The following is a 15,055-nucleotide window of genomic DNA, read 5'->3' on the forward strand; positions in this document are numbered from 1 at the left end:
GCTAGGGGGCAATGCCCCAATTGGTTGCTACAACCCTGCACCGGTTCAGGGCATTGTGAATTTTTATCCCGGAAAAACAACAGTCCCGCACAACCATGCGGGCAGGCCTCGCCGGTAGTGGCGTTCCTCAGTGATGCCCGCAGGCGTGACCTGCGGCTTCGACCATGGGGGCGTCCCTGTCCCGACCCGCAGCCTGGAGTCGCCGGTTGTAGTCGTCCCACAGACGCTCTTGCTCGACACCCAGGTGATACAGGTAGTCCCAGGAAAAAATACCGCTTTCATGGCCATCGGAAAATACCGGCTTGACCGCGTAGTTGCCTATGGGTTCCAGCTCGACGATATTCACCTCGCGCTTGCCAGTCTGCAGCACTTCCTGGCCGGGGCCGTGGCCCTGCACTTCCGCAGACGGCGAGTACACACGCATCAGTTCAAACGGAATCCTGAATTCGGCGCCGTCCGAAAACGCGATTTCAAGAATACGGGACTGGCTGTGAACCGTCAGCGCCGTGGGAATCGGTGAACCGGCCTGGAGACCTGCCATGGTGATGCATCACTTTCTGAGTAAACCAAATCGAAACCTGCGGAGGTCGAACGCCTGTCTGGGGCAGGTTGCATTGCTGAACCGGGAGCCACTGGAAAAACCGCGAGCGCTTTCCCGGCTTTCCTGTTCTCTACACCAGCACCCGCTCGATCCCACCGTGGTTGGCCGCCTCGACATAGGCCGGCAGCCATTCCTTGCCCAGAATCTGGTTGGCCATTTCGACGACGATGTAATCGGCTTCAAGCAGGCCGTTTTGCAGGTCGCCTCCGTAGCGGGACAGGCCCTGCAGACAACTTGGGCAGCTGGTGAGTATTTTGACGTTTTCGCTCTCGCCCACGGCACCGGCGGCCCGCAAGCTGGCCTCGCCTTTTCGCAGTTCTTCTTCCTTGCGGAAGCGGACCTGCGTTGAAATGTCAGGACGCGTGACACCCAGCGTGCCTGATTCGCCGCAGCAGCGCTCGTTCTTGAGGACGTTGTCGCCGAGCAGTGCCTTGACGGTCTTCATCGGCTCCTGCAGCTTCATCGGGCTGTGGCAGGGGTCATGGTACAGATAGCCCTTGCCGGGCTGGTCCGTCCGCAACGTAATGCCTTTTTCCAGCAGGTACTCATGGATGTCGATGATGCGGCAGCCCGGGAAAATTTTCTCGAACTCGTAACCCTGCAACTGGTCATAGCAGGTGCCGCAGCTGACCACCACGGTCTTGATGTCTAGGTAGTTCAGGGTATTGGCCACGCGGTGGAACAGCACCCGGTTGTCGGTGATGATTTTCTCGGCCTTGTCGTACTGGCCCGATCCGCGTTGCGGGTAGCCGCAGCACAGGTAGCCTGGCGGCAGCACGGTTTGCACGCCGGCATGCCACAGCATGGCCTGCGTAGCCAGGCCGACCTGGCTGAACAGACGCTCGGAACCGCAACCCGGGAAATAAAACACCGCTTCGGTTTCCGCCGTGGTGTTTTTTGGATTACGGATGATGGGCACGTAATCCTTGTCCTCAATGTCCAGCAGGGCACGGGCCGTCTTCTTGGGCAGGCCACCGGGCATTTTCTTGTTGATGAAGTGGATCACCTGCTCCTTGACCGGCGCCTTGCCCACCGTTGCCGGTGGCCTGGCGGTCTGCTTGCGCGCCAGGGTGCGCAGCAGGTCATTGGCCAGGCGCTGGACCTTGAAGCCCACGTCGACCATGGCGCCGCGCATGAACTTGATGGTTTGCGGATTGGTGGCGTTGAGGAAGAACATGGCGGCCGCATTGCCGGGCCGGAAGGACTTCTGGCCCATCTTGCGCAACAGGTTGCGCATGTTCATCGACACATCGCCAAAGTCGATATCCACCGGGCAGGGCGTCAGGCACTTGTGGCATACCGTGCAGTGGTCGGCCACATCCTCAAACTCTTCCCAGTGCTTGATGCTGATGCCGCGCCGGGTCTGCTCCTCATAGAGAAACGCTTCCACCAGCAGCGAGGTCGCCAGGATCTTGTTGCGCGGGCTGTACAGCAGGTTGGCGCGCGGCACATGCGTGGCGCACACCGGCTTGCATTTGCCGCAGCGCAGGCAGTCCTTGATGCTGTCGGCAATCGCGCCGATGTCAGACTGCTGCATGATCAGCGACTCATGACCCATCAAGCCGAAGCTGGGCGTGTAGGCATTCGTCAAATCGGCCGGGAGCCTTTTCCCATCCTGCGTATTCAGCTCCTGATTTCGCAGCAGCTTGCCTTTGTTGAAGCGGCCTTCGGGGTCGACCTTCTGCTTGTACTCGGTGAAGGGGCGCAGTTCCTCGTCGGTCAGGAAATCCAGCTTCGTGATGCCGATGCCGTGCTCGCCGGAAATCACGCCGTCGAGCGAACGCGCCAGCACCATGATGCGCGCCACGGCTTCGTGCGCGGTCTGCAGCATCTCGTAATCGTCGCTGTTGACCGGCAAATTGGTGTGCACATTGCCATCGCCAGCATGCATGTGCAGCGCTGCCCACACGCGGCCCTTGAGCACCCGCTTGTGAATGGCGTTGCATTCTTCCAGGATGGGCAGGAATGGCGCGCCGCTGAACAGGGTCTGGAGCCTGGCCCGGATCTGCGTCTTCCAGCTGGCGCGCAGCGTATGGTCCTGCAGCTGCGGGAAAAACGCCTCAATACCCTCGAGCCAGCCGGCCCAGAGGGCCCGGACTTCGGCAATCATGGCAAGCGCCTGGCCGACCCGGTCTTCCAGCAGTTCGGCCGACGGGATGTCGTTGGCATCGTCCGATTTACCCAGAGGCAGGTTGCCCTTGAGGAAAAAGGCTTCCAGCTCATCGCACAGCCTGATCTTGTTGCGCAGGCTCAGCTCGATATTGATGCGCTCGATGCCGTCGGTGTACTCGGCCATGCGCGGCAGCGGGATCACCACATCCTCATTGATCTTGAAGGCATTGGTGTGCCGGGAAATGGCGGCGGTGCGCTTGCGGTCCAGCCAGAATTTCTTGCGCGCGTCCGGGCTGATGGCGATAAAACCCTCACCATGGCGCGAGTTGGCAATGCGCACTACTTCCGAGGTCGCACGCGCCACCACATCGGCGTCATCGCCAGCGATGTCGCCGAACAGCACCATTTTTGGCAGGCCGCCGTGCTTCTTCGACTTGGTCGCATAGCCGACCGCTTTCAGGTAGCGGTCGTCCAGGTGTTCCAGGCCCGCCAGAATGGCGCCGCCGCGCTTTTGTTCCGCAAACATGAAATCCTTGATCTCGACGATGCTGGGAACAGCATCCTTGGCATTGCCAAAGAACTCCAGGCAGACGGTCCGGGTGTGTGCAGGCATGCGGTGCACGATCCAGCGGGCGCTGGTGATCAGGCCGTCGCAGCCTTCTTTCTGGATACCCGGCAGGCCACTGAGGAACTTGTCGGTGACGTCCTTGCCCAGGCCTTCCTTGCGGAAAGTCTTGCCCTGAATATCCAGGCGCTCTGTGCGCACCGGCGTCTTGCCGTCGGCTTCAAAATACTTGAGCTCGAAACTCGCCATCTCGGCGTCGTGGATCTTGCCCAGGTTGTGGTCCAGCCGGGTGACTTCCAGCCACTGGGCTTGGGGCGTCACCATGCGCCAGGAGGCCAGGTTGTCCAGGGCCGTCCCCCACAGCACGGCCTTTTTGCCGCCCGCGTTCATCGCGATATTGCCGCCAATGCAGGACGCTTCGGCAGACGTCGGGTCCACCGCGAACACAAAACCGCCCCGCTCGGCGGCATCGGCCACACGCTGCGTGACCACGCCGGCCTCGGTCCAGACCGTGGCCACGGGCTGCGCAATACCGGGCAGCGAGACCATTTCCACTTCGGTCATCGCCTCGAGTTTTTCGGTGTTGATGACGGCCGACTTCCAGGTCAGCGGAATCGCGCCGCCGGTGTAGCCGGTTCCGCCACCACGCGGCACGATCGTCAGGCCCAGTTCGATACAGCCCTTGACCAATCCGGCCATTTCCTGCTCGGAATCGGGGGTGAGCACGACAAAGGGATATTCGACGCGCCAGTCGGTGGCGTCGGTGACGTGCGAGACGCGTGACAGGCCGTCAAACTTGATGTTGTCCTTGAGCGTCAGCTTGCGCAGTTTGCGCTCGGTCTGACGGCGCAGGCCGGCTATTTCCTCAAACGAGGCCGAAAAGCGGCTGACCGCGCTGCGGGCCGCGTCCAGCAGCTCGCCGACGATGCCGTCGCGCTGGCTGTCAGCCTCCGGTGTGCGGCGCTTTCCGACTTCGGAGAGGCGATGGTGCAAGGCATCCACCAGCAGCTTGCGGCGTTTGGGATTGTCCAGCAGGTCATCCTGCAGATAGGGGTTGCGCTGAACCACCCAGATGTCCCCGAGCACCTCATAGAGCATGCGGGCAGACCGGCCGGTGCGCCGTTCGTCGCGAAGGCGGTTCAGCAAGTCCCAGGCAGGCGCGCCCAACAGACGAATAACCACTTCCCGATCGGAAAAGGACGTGTAGTTATAGGGAATTTCGCGAATGCGTGCTTCGCCGGGCTTTGCGTCATCCGCAAAAACGTTCAATTCTTGAAGGGTAGTAGGGGCGTTCATCGTGAAAATCAGCGGCTTCGGACCCACGTCCAGCGCTGTTGCCCTATGTTACCGCAGCACGGCGTTTGGCCGGGGACCCGGCCCAATGGCCTCATGGAAACCCCGCTTGTTAAGAAGGCACCAAATCGCTTAAATCGGCCTGTCACAAACAGTTCCTAGACTGACCTATTTCAATAACAGCCCCAAAAAATGGGGCATCCATATCAGGAGTTTTCATGAAAACCCGTTTCTCCGCACTGGCCATCGCTGCCTGCGCCCTTGTTGCCCCCCTGGCGAGCCAGGCGCAAACAGAGATCCAGTGGTGGCACTCCATGGTTGCCGTTAACAATGAATGGGTCAACGACCTGGCCAAGGATTTCAATGCGAGCCAGAAGGAGTACCGGGTCGTGGCCACCTACAAGGGCAGCTACGACGAGTCGATGACCGCCGCCATCGCCGCCTTCCGCGCCGGTAACGCGCCGCACATCCTGCAGGTGTTCGAGGTAGGCACCGCCACCATGATGGCCAGCAAGGGCGCGATCGTGCCCGTAGCCAAGGTCATGAAGGATGCCGGCCTGAAATTCGACCCGGCCGCCTACATATCGGCAGTCGCCGGCTACTACACGGCGCCAAACGGCCAGATGTTGAGTTTCCCGTTCAACAGCTCCACCACCATTTTTTACTACAACAAGGACGCCTTCAAGGCGGCAGGACTGGACCCGGACAAGGCGCCCTCCACCTGGCCCGAAGTCGCGCTGGCGGCTGCCAAGCTCAAGGCCTCCGGCCACAAGTGCCCCTTCACGACGGCCTGGCAGGGCTGGACCCAGCTGGAAAGCTTTTCCGCCTGGCACAACGTCGAATTCGCCAGCAAGTCCAATGGCCTGGCCGGCATGGACGCGCGGATGAAAATCAACTCACCGCTGCACCAGCGGCATATCGAGAACCTGTCGAGCATGTCCAAGCAGGGCCTGTTCGTCTACAAGGGCCGTGGCAATGTGCCCGAAGCGAGCTTCATTTCGGGCGAGTGCGCAATGATCAACACCTCTTCGGGTTTCTACGGCAATGTGGCCAAAAACACCAAATTCAGCTATGGCCTGGCCCCGCTGCCCTACTACCCTGACGTCCCCGGCGCACCGCAAAACACGGTGATCGGGGGTGCCAGCCTGTGGGTCATGTCGGGCAAGAAACCCGCTGAATACAAGGGGGTGGCAGCCTTCTTCAACTACATCTCCAGCCCTGAAGTGCAGTCAGCCAGCCACAAGCGTACCGGCTATCTGCCGGTCACCACGGCCGCCTACCAGCTGACAGAAAAATCCGGCTTCTACAAGGAAAAACCGGGCACCGATGTCGCCGTGACACAGATGATTCGCAAGGTCACCGACAAGAGCCGCGGTATCCGCCTGGGCAACTACGTACAGGTTCGCGCGATCGAGGATGAAGAGCTGGAGCAGGTCTGGAGCGGCAAGAAATCAGCCAAGGAAGCCCTTGATGCCATTGTGAAACGCGGCAACGAGCAGCTCGAACGCTTCGAGAAAGCCAACAAGCCCTGATATCCCCGGCGCCGGCCGCAGGCCTGCACCACGGCTAACCCGCAATCCCCCGCCTGCCCGGTTGCTGGCGGGCGGATTGTTTACCTTGAATAAGCCCATGGAAAAACGCGTCTTGTTCCGCTCAGGCTGGCTGCCATGGCTGCTGCTGACTCCCCAGGTCATCGTGATCAGCGTGTTTTTCTTCTGGCCCGCAGCGCAGGCGCTGCTGCAATCATTCCAGCTACAGGATGCCTTTGGGAGTTCCACGGAATGGGTCGGTCTGGCCAACTTTGACAACCTGTTCAACGATCCGGGTTACCTGGCCTCATTCAAAACCACCGCGGTATTTTCCGTGCTGGTTGCGGTGCTCGGTATCTCTTTGTCGCTGACGCTGGCGATCTTTGCAGACCGCATCCTCAAGGGTGCGCTGTTTTACAAAACCTTGCTGGTCGTCCCCTATGCAGTGGCCCCTGCCGTGGCTGGTGTACTGTGGGTGTTCATGTTTTCTCCGGCGCTGGGCGTGGTCGCCTATGCACTGGACCAGGTGGGCATCAACTGGAATCACCTGCTCGACTCCGGCCACGCGATGACGCTGATCGTGATGGCCGCCGTGTGGAAGCAGATTTCCTACAATTTCCTGTTCTTCCTGGCCGGCCTGCAGTCGATTCCAAAATCGCTGATCGAGGCCGCCGCCATCGATGGCGCCCGGCCCTGGCGGCGTTTCTGGACGATTCAATTTCCGCTGCTCTCGCCCACCACCTTCTTCCTGCTGGTGATCAACATGGTGTACGCATTCTTCGACACGTTTGCCATCGTCGATGCCACCACTCATGGCGGCCCCGGCCAGGACACATCCATCCTGGTCTACAAGGTCTACTACGATGGCTTCAAGGGCATGGACCTGGGCGGTTCAGCGGCGCAATCGGTGGTCCTGATGCTGATCGTGATTGCCCTGACGGTGGTGCAGTTCCGGTATGTTGAAAAGAAAGTGGTGTACTGATGTTCCTGCCCATCATGAGTTCAGCCTCGGCTGCTGCGCCGCAATTTCAGCAGGAGCGCCCTCATGGTTGAGCGCCGCGCCACCCTGGGGCTGCTTGCCCATGCAGTGATGATCCTGGGCGTTTTGATTGTCGCTTTTCCGCTCTACCTGGCTTTCGTGGCGTCCACCCATACCGCGCAGGAAATCGTGCAGGCCCCGATGCCTCTGCTGCCGGGCAACCATTTTTGGGACACCTACCGCGCCGCGTTGTTCGGCCGTGATACCGGAACGGGTTCCAACGCGCCTGTCGCCCGCATGATGTGGGTCAGCCTCGTGACGGCGCTGGTGATTACCTTCGGCAAGATCGCGATCTCGCTGCTGTCGGCCTTTGCCATCGTCTACTTCCGTTTTCCCCTCAAAAACTTCTTTTTCTGGGCGATTTTTGTGACCCTGATGCTGCCCGTGGAAGTGAGGATAGGCCCCACCTACAAGGTAGTTTCCGATCTGGGCATGCTCAACAGTTACGCGGGCCTCACCATTCCGCTGATTGCGTCCGCCACGGCAACTTTCCTGTTCCGCCAGTTTTTCCTGACGGTGCCCGATGAACTGGTAGAGGCCGCGCGCATGGATGGCGCGGGCCCGATGCGCTTTTTCAAGGACATCCTGCTGCCGCTGTCCAAAACATCAATGGCCGCGCTGTTCGTGATCCAGTTCATTTACGGCTGGAACCAGTACCTCTGGCCTCTGCTGGCCACCACCAGTGAAGACATGTACCCCGTCGTGATCGGCATCAAGCGCATGATCGCCGGCGGTGACGCCGCCAATGAATGGAACGTGGTCATGGCCACAGCCATTCTGGCCATGCTGCCGCCCGCCTTCGTGGTGGTGCTGATGCAGAAGTGGTTTGTCAAGGGCCTGGTGGATACCGAGAAATAGGCAGAAAACACAAAAACGACAACGACAAAAATGACAAGAAAAGACAACAAGCAGGCGCAACACCCATGGCATCCATCTCGCTGAACAACGTCATCAAGCGCTACGGCGCCGGCAAAAGCACCGTGCAGGTCCTGCATGGCGTGAATGCCGAAATCGCAGACCGCGAATTCATCGTCATCGTCGGCCCTTCCGGCTGCGGCAAATCAACGCTGCTGCGCATGGTCGCCGGCCTTGAGGAAATCAGTGAGGGACAGATCGCCATCGGCGGCAAGGTGGTCAACGACCTGGAGCCTGCCGAGCGCGACATTGCCATGGTGTTCCAGAACTACGCGCTCTACCCGCACATGAGCGTGTTCGACAACATGGCGTACGGCCTGAAGATCGCAAAAATTCCGAAGAATGACATCAAGACCCGCGTCGACAAGGCCGCCGGAATCCTCGAACTCGGCCACCTGCTGGACCGCAAACCCCGCGAACTCTCAGGCGGGCAGCGCCAGCGCGTAGCCATGGGCCGCGCCATCGTGCGCCAGCCCCAGGTGTTTTTGTTCGACGAGCCGCTTTCCAACCTCGACGCCAAGCTGCGCGTGCAGACGCGGCTGGAGATCCAGAAGCTGCACCGCGAGCTCGGCATCACCGCGCTGTTCGTCACGCATGACCAGGTGGAGGCGATGACACTGGCACAGCGCATGATCGTGATGAACGCGGGCCGCATGGAGCAGTTCGGCACCCCCGAAGAGGTCTATAACCGCCCCGCCACCACCTTTGTGGCGAGCTTCATGGGCTCGCCGCCGATGAACCTCCTCAAGCACGCCCCCAACGCTGACTTCGGTGGCAAGCCCGGCACCATTCTGGGCATCCGCCCCGAGCACCTGCAAATCGGCCCGACCGGCTGGGCGGTGCAGGTTGACACCCTTGAAATGCTGGGCGCTGAGCGTTTGGTGTACTGCCGCATGGGTGACGAGTTCCTGATCGTACGCACCGATGAGAGTCTGTCGTCCGCACCCGAAATCGGCGCCACCATTCATGTGACGCCGCGCACTGACCGTTTGCACTGGTTTGACGCCGGGACAGGGAAACGTTTGCCATGAACAACGGGTCGCCACACGAAGTAGCGAGCAGTGGGGCTTCAGCTTCCTGGCCCTACCCGCGCTGGATCGCCCACCGCGGCGCTGGCAAGCTGGCGCCTGAAAACACGCTGGCGTCGTTCAGGCTGGGGGCCAGCCACGGCTACCGCATGTTCGAGTGCGATGTGAAGCTGAGTGCCGACGGCGTGCCGTTTTTGCTGCACGACACCACGCTGGAGCGCACCACCAACGGCCGGGGCGTGGCCGGCGAGCAGCCCTGGGAAGCACTGTCCGAGCTCGACGCGGGCAGCTGGCACTCGCCTGCTTTTGCCGGTGAAGCCTTGCCCACGTTCGACAGCATTGCGCGTTACTGCCTCGACAACAGTTATTTTTTGAATATCGAGATCAAACCCACGCCGGGAGTCGAAAGCCGCACCGGCACCGTGGTGGCCAATGAAGCGGCCCGACTGTGGCAGAGCACTGCCATCCCTCCCTTGCTCACGTCGTTCCAACCTGCGGCGCTGGAGGCGGCGCGGGCTGCCCAGCCCGGGCTGCCACGCGGCCTGCTGCTCGACGAGCTACCCGAAAATTGGCTGGAAACCGCGACAAAGCTGCGATGCGTGGCCATCGTCTGCAATCAAAAGCTCTGGAACGCAGATACGGTGGCACAGGCCCAAAAAGCCGGCTTCAGGACGCTCAGCTACACCGTCAATGACGAAATCAGCGCCCGCCGGCTGATCGAATTGGGCACCGACGGCATCATCACTGACCGGGTGGATGCCTTCCGGCCTGATTCGTAAACCGCGCGGGGGACCTCTGGAGATTCAATTCCCGGGATGCAGGGCAAGGCGCCCGGAGCGCAGGACACCGGATTGCACTTGGGTGCATGAGGATTCCGAGCACCGCGCAACGCGGCCATGCGCCCGGGAATTGAATTTATAGAGATTCCCTCAGGCCTTCCAGCCACGCAGCAGGACCCACTGGCACAGCGCCGCAACCACCACCAGCGCGGCATAGGTCAGCATTTTTCCGTCGTGGCCGAAGATCAGCAGCCCGGCCACCAGGACAGCCATGCCCGCTACGAAAACAATAGCAAACTGCATCCAAACTGCTTGAGCCAGCGGTCTTTTTGATTTAAAAAATCCGGAAAAGAGACGGGGCAGGAGCACCAGCAGCACAGCGACAAACGCGGCCGGCGCCATGAAATTGAGCAAGTGGTTGGTCAGCAGGTAAGCGGTCATGGCGGCGGCGGTCAAAGTCACGGGCAAGCCCTGAAAACAGCCTCCAAAAGGCTCTGAAGGGTGATTGATCCAGGCCAAATGACCCTCCCGCGCTTCAATTTTATAATCGGGAGATGTCAGTCTGGGCCCTGGGGCTAAACCATACCACCGCACCGCTCGATTTGCGCGGGCGATTCGCCTATGCCCTGGACCAAATCGAGCCCACGCTGCGCGGCTTGCGCGAATCGCTGGCCCGCCAGCCCGAGGCCACCTTGCTCTCGACCTGCAACCGGACCGAGATTTATTGCGCGGGCGACCACAACGATCTGGAACACACGCTGGAGTGGCTGGCGCACAACGGCGGCGTCTCGCCTGCCCTGCTGCGTTCGCACGCCTACACACTGCAGGACGACCAGGCAGCCCGCCACGCTTTCCGCGTCGCCAGTGGGCTCGACTCCATGGTGCTCGGCGAGCCGCAGATTCTGGGCCAGCTGAAAGACGCGGTGCGTGCCGCGGAGGACGCGGGCGCCATGGGCAGCACACTGCACCAGCTGTTCCAGCGCTCCTTCGCCGTCGCCAAGGAAGTACGCACCAGCACGGAGATTGGCGCGCACAGCATCAGCATGGCGGCCGCCAGCGTGCGGCTGGCCGGCCAGCTGTTTGAAAACCTGGGCGACATCAAGGTGCTGTTCGTCGGCGCCGGTGAAATGATCGACCTGGCAGCCACCCACTTTGCCGCCAAAAACCCCAGGTCTATGGCGATTGCCAACCGCACGCTGGAGCGCGGCGAAAAGCTCGCCAGCCGCTTCGGTGCCGAAGTCATGCGCCTGGCCGATCTGCCCAGCCGCCTGCACGAGTTTGACGCGGTGATCAGCTGCACGGCAAGCACCCTGCCCATCATTGGCCTGGGCGCCGTGGAACGTGCGGTCAAGCTGCGCAAACACCGCCCCATGTTCATGGTCGACCTGGCCGTGCCGCGCGACATCGAACCCGAGGTCAAGGCCCTGCCCGACATCTACCTTTACACCGTGGACGACCTGGCGCACGTCGTCCAGACTGGCAAGGACAACCGCCAGGCCGCCGTGGCCCAGGCCGAGGTCATCATTGATGCCGGCGTGCAGAACTTCATGCACTGGCTGGGCCAGCGCCGCACGGTGCCCTTGATCCAGCAGCTCAATGCGCAAACCGACGAGTGGCGCGCCGCGGAAATTGCCCGGGCCAAAAAACTGCTGGCCAAGGGCGAGCCTATGGATGCCGTGCTGGATGCGCTGACGCGCGGCCTCACACAGAAAATGCTGCACGGCGCCCTGGCCGAATTGCACGCGGGTGACGCCGCCAGCCGCGAGGTCACGGCGAACACGGTGTCCAGGCTGTTTTTGCGCGGGCAACTGCCCAAAGAACACAAAGAGCGTTAGCGCCGGCCTTCCGCGCCGCCGCAGCCGCCAGAACGGCTGCTTTCCTGCCGGCGGCTTCGCCGGTGTGCTCTCCCTGATTTTTTCGCCACTCCGGCCTTCGACTCGATGAAACCCTTTCTCCGCCAAACCCTGGACCGTCAGCTGCTGCGCCTGCATGAACTGGACTCCCTGCTGTCCGCCAGCGACGTCGTGAGCGATCTGGACCGTTTTCGCGCCCTGACCCGGGAGCATGCCGAAGCCAGCGTGGTGGCCGAGCAATACACCCGGCTCACCAGCCGCGAGGCCGACCTGGTCAGTGCCGAGGGCATGCTGGCGGAAGCCAAAGACGACCCCGAAATGGCCGCCATGGCCGAAGAGGAAATCGCTGCCGCCAAGCTGGATGTCGCCCGGCTCGATGAAGCCCTGCAGCTCATGCTGATTCCCAAAGACCCGGACGACGCGCGGGCGGCCTTTATTGAAATCCGCGCCGGCACGGGCGGTGACGAGTCGGCGCTGTTCGCCGGCGACCTCTTTCGCATGTACACGCGCTTCGCGGAACGCAACCGCTGGCAGGTCGAGATCATCAGCGAATCATCCAGCGAACTGGGCGGCTACAAGGAGGTGGTGTTGCGCGTGGACGGACCCACCGATGCCACGGGCGTGGGCGTGTACGGCAAGCTGCGCTTTGAGTCGGGCGGGCACCGTGTGCAGCGCGTGCCGGCCACCGAGACCCAGGGCCGAATCCACACCAGCGCCTGCACCGTGGCAGTAATGCCGGAGCCCGATGAGGCCGTGGCCATCCAGATCAACCCGGCCGACCTGCGCATTGACACCTACCGCGCCAGCGGCGCCGGCGGCCAGCACATCAACAAGACCGACTCGGCGGTGCGCATCACGCACATCCCGACCGGCATCGTCGCCGAATGCCAGGAGGGCCGCAGCCAGCACAGCAACAAGGCCCAGGCGCTCAAGGTGCTGACCGCCCGCATCCATGAAAAAGACCGCGCCGAGCGCGCCGCCAAGGACGCGGCGCTGCGCAAGGGCCTGGTCGGTACGGGCGACCGCAGCGACCGCATCCGCACTTACAACTTCCCGCAGGGCCGCCTGACCGACCACCGCATCAATCTGACGCTGTACAAGCTGCTGGCCATCATGGAAGGCGATTTGGGCGATGTCATCACGGCGCTGCAGGTGGCGCGCGGCGCCGAACAGCTGGCCGAGCTGGAAACCGCCAACAACGGCTTTTAAGCGGTTGATCGCCGCTCCTCACGCGTCAAATCAGCCTCTAACCCCATCTTTATGAGAACAAGCAGCTATTTCTCTTATAGCAAATGCAAGGCTGTCCGATGAACCATCCACAACGCCAGCCCACCTGCGCCCAAGCCCTGGGTGCCGCCCAGGCACTCGGGCTGGATCGGCTGGACGCCCAGTTGCTGCTGCTGCACGCGCTGGGCAAGCCCGCCACCGACCGGGCCTGGCTGCTGGCGCATGACACCGATGAGTTGACGGAAGGGGTCGCCGGGCGCTTGCGGGCATTCAGCCTGCGCCGGGCCAGCGGTGAGCCCCTGGCCTATATCGTCGGCAGCAAGGAGTTTTTTGGCCTGGACCTGCAGGTCGACGCCCGGGTGCTGGTGCCCCGCCCCGACACCGAAACGCTGGTGCATTGGTCGCTGGAGGTGCTGCAGGCGCCGACCATGCCGGCACGGCCGCAAATTCTTGACCTGGGCACCGGCAGCGGAGCCATTGCGCTGGCCATCGCGCACAGCCTGCAAGCGGCCGGCCGGGAGGCCCGGGTGGTTGCCGTGGACGCGAGTGCCGACGCGCTGGCCGTGGCCCGTGCAAACGCCCGACGCCTCCAGCTGGAGCTCGATTTCCGGGAGAGCGACTGGCTGACAGAAGTTAGTGGACACTTTCACCTGATCGCCAGCAATCCGCCTTATATCGCCAGCGCCGACCCGCACCTGGTGGCATTGGCGCATGAGCCTTTTCCGGCGCTGGCAGCGGGTACAGACGGGCTGGAAGATATCCGGAAAATTGTGACGCAGACGCCGGGACACCTGGAGCCCGGCGGCTGGCTCCTGCTGGAGCACGGCTATGACCAGGCCGCTGCGGTACGCGGTCTCCTCGCGGAGCAGGGCTTTTCGCAGGTCCAGAGCCGGCCGGACCTGGCCGGCATCGCGCGCTGCTCGGGCGGCCAATGGCCAGGCTAAGTATCCCGCGCGGAGGCCGTAAGGTCCGGACGGGCGGGTAGCGCCCAGCACCCGGTTTCAAACAGCGGGATAATCAGGTTCTTCAGACCGTTGAATTCTGATTCCCGGATTCCATATATTAAAGAACGGCCCGGCGGAAAACGTCTGTTTTTCGACCCTGCACGGGCCCTTAGCGCCCATTCCAAAGGATTTCACCATGAGCACCAGCGACACCACCCAGCAACGCATTGACCAGATCGTCAAATCCAGCGACGTCGTCCTGTTTATGAAAGGCACGGCCCAGTTCCCGATGTGCGGCTTTTCAGGCCGCGCCATCCAGGTGCTGAAAGCCTGCGGGGTGAACAAACCTGTGACGGTCAACGTGCTGGAAGACGAGGAAATCCGTCACGGCATCAAGGAATACAGCAACTGGCCCACCATTCCCCAGCTGTATGTGAAGGGCGAGTTCATTGGCGGTTCGGACATCATGATGGAGATGTACCAGAACGGCGAACTCCAGCAGGTACTGGGCACGACTGCCGCCTGAGACCTTTCAACGCCGTCCGGGGGTAGCCTCAATAGCGTCACATAGCGCCCACGGCGCGCCCGGTTAGCGCGTGTAGCCTTCGCAGGCGCCCGCGTTCACAGCCCCCTTGCATTCACGCTTCAGCCGGGCCACGCGCTGGCTGACCGTCTCTTCGGATCCGGGCATGAACTTGACCTTGCTGCCCCGGGTTGGGGTTTTGGCTGCTTTTTTGCCGGATTTGGCTTTTTCAGGCCTATTTCCGGTTTGTGCAGGCTCTGCAGGCTGGGCGTGCGCCGTGCCCTGCATCAGCGCGGCGACGACCAGGACGGCCTGTGCCGGCCAGATAACGGACTTCTTCATTTCCTCTCCCTCTCTTCCTCTTCCAAACCTTTTTGATCTTCTTGATCTTCTTGATGCGGTTCTACGCCGCTTGCGGCTCTAAAGCTTATTGCAGCCTGGGGTCACCAGGGTTTTCATTATCAGGCGGGGCGTCCGCCGGCAACCTGAACCCCTCGCTGGCCCAAGCGCCCAAATCGATGTTTTTGCAGCGCTCGCTGCAAAAGGGCCGGAAGGGATTGCTCGGTGCATAGATGCTTTGACCGCCGCAGCCGGGGCATACCACCCGCTTGACGGGTATCGGGTCTTCATTCATGGCTGACATGACC

14 protein-coding genes are annotated in these 15,055 nt (G+C 61.8%); 9 read left to right on the forward strand and 5 right to left on the reverse strand.

The features are described 5' to 3' along the window. Positions 1 to 127 precede the first annotated feature (127 nt). Together AC1DUR_RS07215 and AC1DUR_RS07220 are read right to left on the reverse strand one after the other, a co-directional pair. Positions 128 to 541 (reverse strand): gamma-butyrobetaine hydroxylase family protein, encoded by a 414-nt coding sequence (locus tag AC1DUR_RS07215; protein ID WP_477717760.1) that lies wholly within the window; start codon positions 539 to 541, stop codon positions 128 to 130. Between the two features lie 130 nt (positions 542 to 671). Next, positions 672 to 4,574 carry a DUF3683 domain-containing protein gene (locus tag AC1DUR_RS07220; RefSeq protein WP_477717759.1) on the reverse strand — a complete coding sequence of 1,301 codons (3,903 nt, stop codon included), beginning with the start codon at positions 4,572 to 4,574 and terminating at the stop codon, positions 672 to 674. A gap of 215 nt (positions 4,575 to 4,789) precedes the next feature. Here AC1DUR_RS07220 and ugpB point away from each other — a divergent pair, with 215 nt between their 5' ends. From ugpB to ugpQ, 5 genes are all read left to right on the forward strand, one after another. Next, positions 4,790 to 6,103, forward strand: coding sequence for a sn-glycerol-3-phosphate ABC transporter substrate-binding protein UgpB (gene ugpB, locus AC1DUR_RS07225; protein ID WP_477717758.1), 1,314 nt, complete (start codon positions 4,790 to 4,792; stop codon positions 6,101 to 6,103). A 97-nt stretch (positions 6,104 to 6,200) separates the two neighbouring features. Beyond that, complete coding sequence (ugpA, locus tag AC1DUR_RS07230; protein WP_477717757.1) at positions 6,201 to 7,082, forward strand: sn-glycerol-3-phosphate ABC transporter permease UgpA; 882 nt, start codon at positions 6,201 to 6,203, stop codon at positions 7,080 to 7,082. 63 nt (positions 7,083 to 7,145) lie between these two features. Continuing rightward, positions 7,146 to 7,997: a sn-glycerol-3-phosphate ABC transporter permease UgpE gene (ugpE, locus tag AC1DUR_RS07235; RefSeq protein WP_477717756.1), complete on the forward strand. Its 852-nt coding sequence runs from the start codon at positions 7,146 to 7,148 to the stop codon at positions 7,995 to 7,997. A gap of 65 nt (positions 7,998 to 8,062) precedes the next feature. After that, the gene (locus tag AC1DUR_RS07240) at positions 8,063 to 9,085 is read left to right on the forward strand and encodes a sn-glycerol-3-phosphate import ATP-binding protein UgpC (protein WP_477717755.1); all 1,023 of its coding nucleotides are present in this window, start codon (positions 8,063 to 8,065) and stop codon (positions 9,083 to 9,085) included. Further along, the gene (ugpQ, locus tag AC1DUR_RS07245) at positions 9,082 to 9,861 is read left to right on the forward strand and encodes a glycerophosphodiester phosphodiesterase (protein WP_477717754.1); all 780 of its coding nucleotides are present in this window, start codon (positions 9,082 to 9,084) and stop codon (positions 9,859 to 9,861) included. Before AC1DUR_RS07240 ends, ugpQ begins: the two co-directional genes overlap by 4 nt. A gap of 150 nt (positions 9,862 to 10,011) precedes the next feature. Here the strand turns inward: ugpQ and AC1DUR_RS07250 are convergent, their stop codons facing one another. After that, positions 10,012 to 10,317 carry a hypothetical protein gene (locus AC1DUR_RS07250; RefSeq protein ID WP_477717753.1) on the reverse strand — a complete coding sequence of 102 codons (306 nt, stop codon included), beginning with the start codon at positions 10,315 to 10,317 and terminating at the stop codon, positions 10,012 to 10,014. A 98-nt stretch (positions 10,318 to 10,415) separates the two neighbouring features. Here AC1DUR_RS07250 and hemA point away from each other — a divergent pair, with 98 nt between their 5' ends. The 4 genes from hemA (at position 10,416) to grxD (ending at position 14,411) form a co-directional block, all read left to right on the forward strand. Continuing rightward, complete coding sequence (gene hemA / locus AC1DUR_RS07255; protein WP_477717752.1) at positions 10,416 to 11,696, forward strand: glutamyl-tRNA reductase; 1,281 nt, start codon at positions 10,416 to 10,418, stop codon at positions 11,694 to 11,696. Between the two features lie 105 nt (positions 11,697 to 11,801). After that, positions 11,802 to 12,923: a peptide chain release factor 1 gene (gene prfA, locus AC1DUR_RS07260; protein WP_477717751.1), complete on the forward strand. Its 1,122-nt coding sequence runs from the start codon at positions 11,802 to 11,804 to the stop codon at positions 12,921 to 12,923. Between the two features lie 98 nt (positions 12,924 to 13,021). Next, entirely contained in the window at positions 13,022 to 13,885 is an 864-nt protein-coding gene (gene prmC, locus AC1DUR_RS07265; RefSeq protein ID WP_477717750.1) for a peptide chain release factor N(5)-glutamine methyltransferase, read from the forward strand. A gap of 196 nt (positions 13,886 to 14,081) precedes the next feature. Next, complete coding sequence (gene grxD / locus AC1DUR_RS07270; protein WP_477717749.1) at positions 14,082 to 14,411, forward strand: Grx4 family monothiol glutaredoxin; 330 nt, start codon at positions 14,082 to 14,084, stop codon at positions 14,409 to 14,411. Positions 14,412 to 14,474: 63 nt separating this feature from the next. On the opposite strand, the gene AC1DUR_RS07275 is transcribed toward grxD, so the two are convergent. Both AC1DUR_RS07275 and AC1DUR_RS07280 read right to left on the reverse strand, forming a co-directional pair. Then, positions 14,475 to 14,750, reverse strand: a complete 276-nt coding sequence (locus tag AC1DUR_RS07275) for a hypothetical protein (RefSeq protein WP_477717748.1) — start codon at positions 14,748 to 14,750, stop codon at positions 14,475 to 14,477. 85 nt (positions 14,751 to 14,835) lie between these two features. After that, entirely contained in the window at positions 14,836 to 15,042 is a 207-nt protein-coding gene (locus AC1DUR_RS07280) for a DNA gyrase inhibitor YacG (RefSeq protein ID WP_477717747.1), read from the reverse strand. Between the last annotated feature and the right edge of the window lie 13 nt (positions 15,043 to 15,055).

This window comes from Polaromonas sp. P4_F4, from assembly GCF_056401355.1.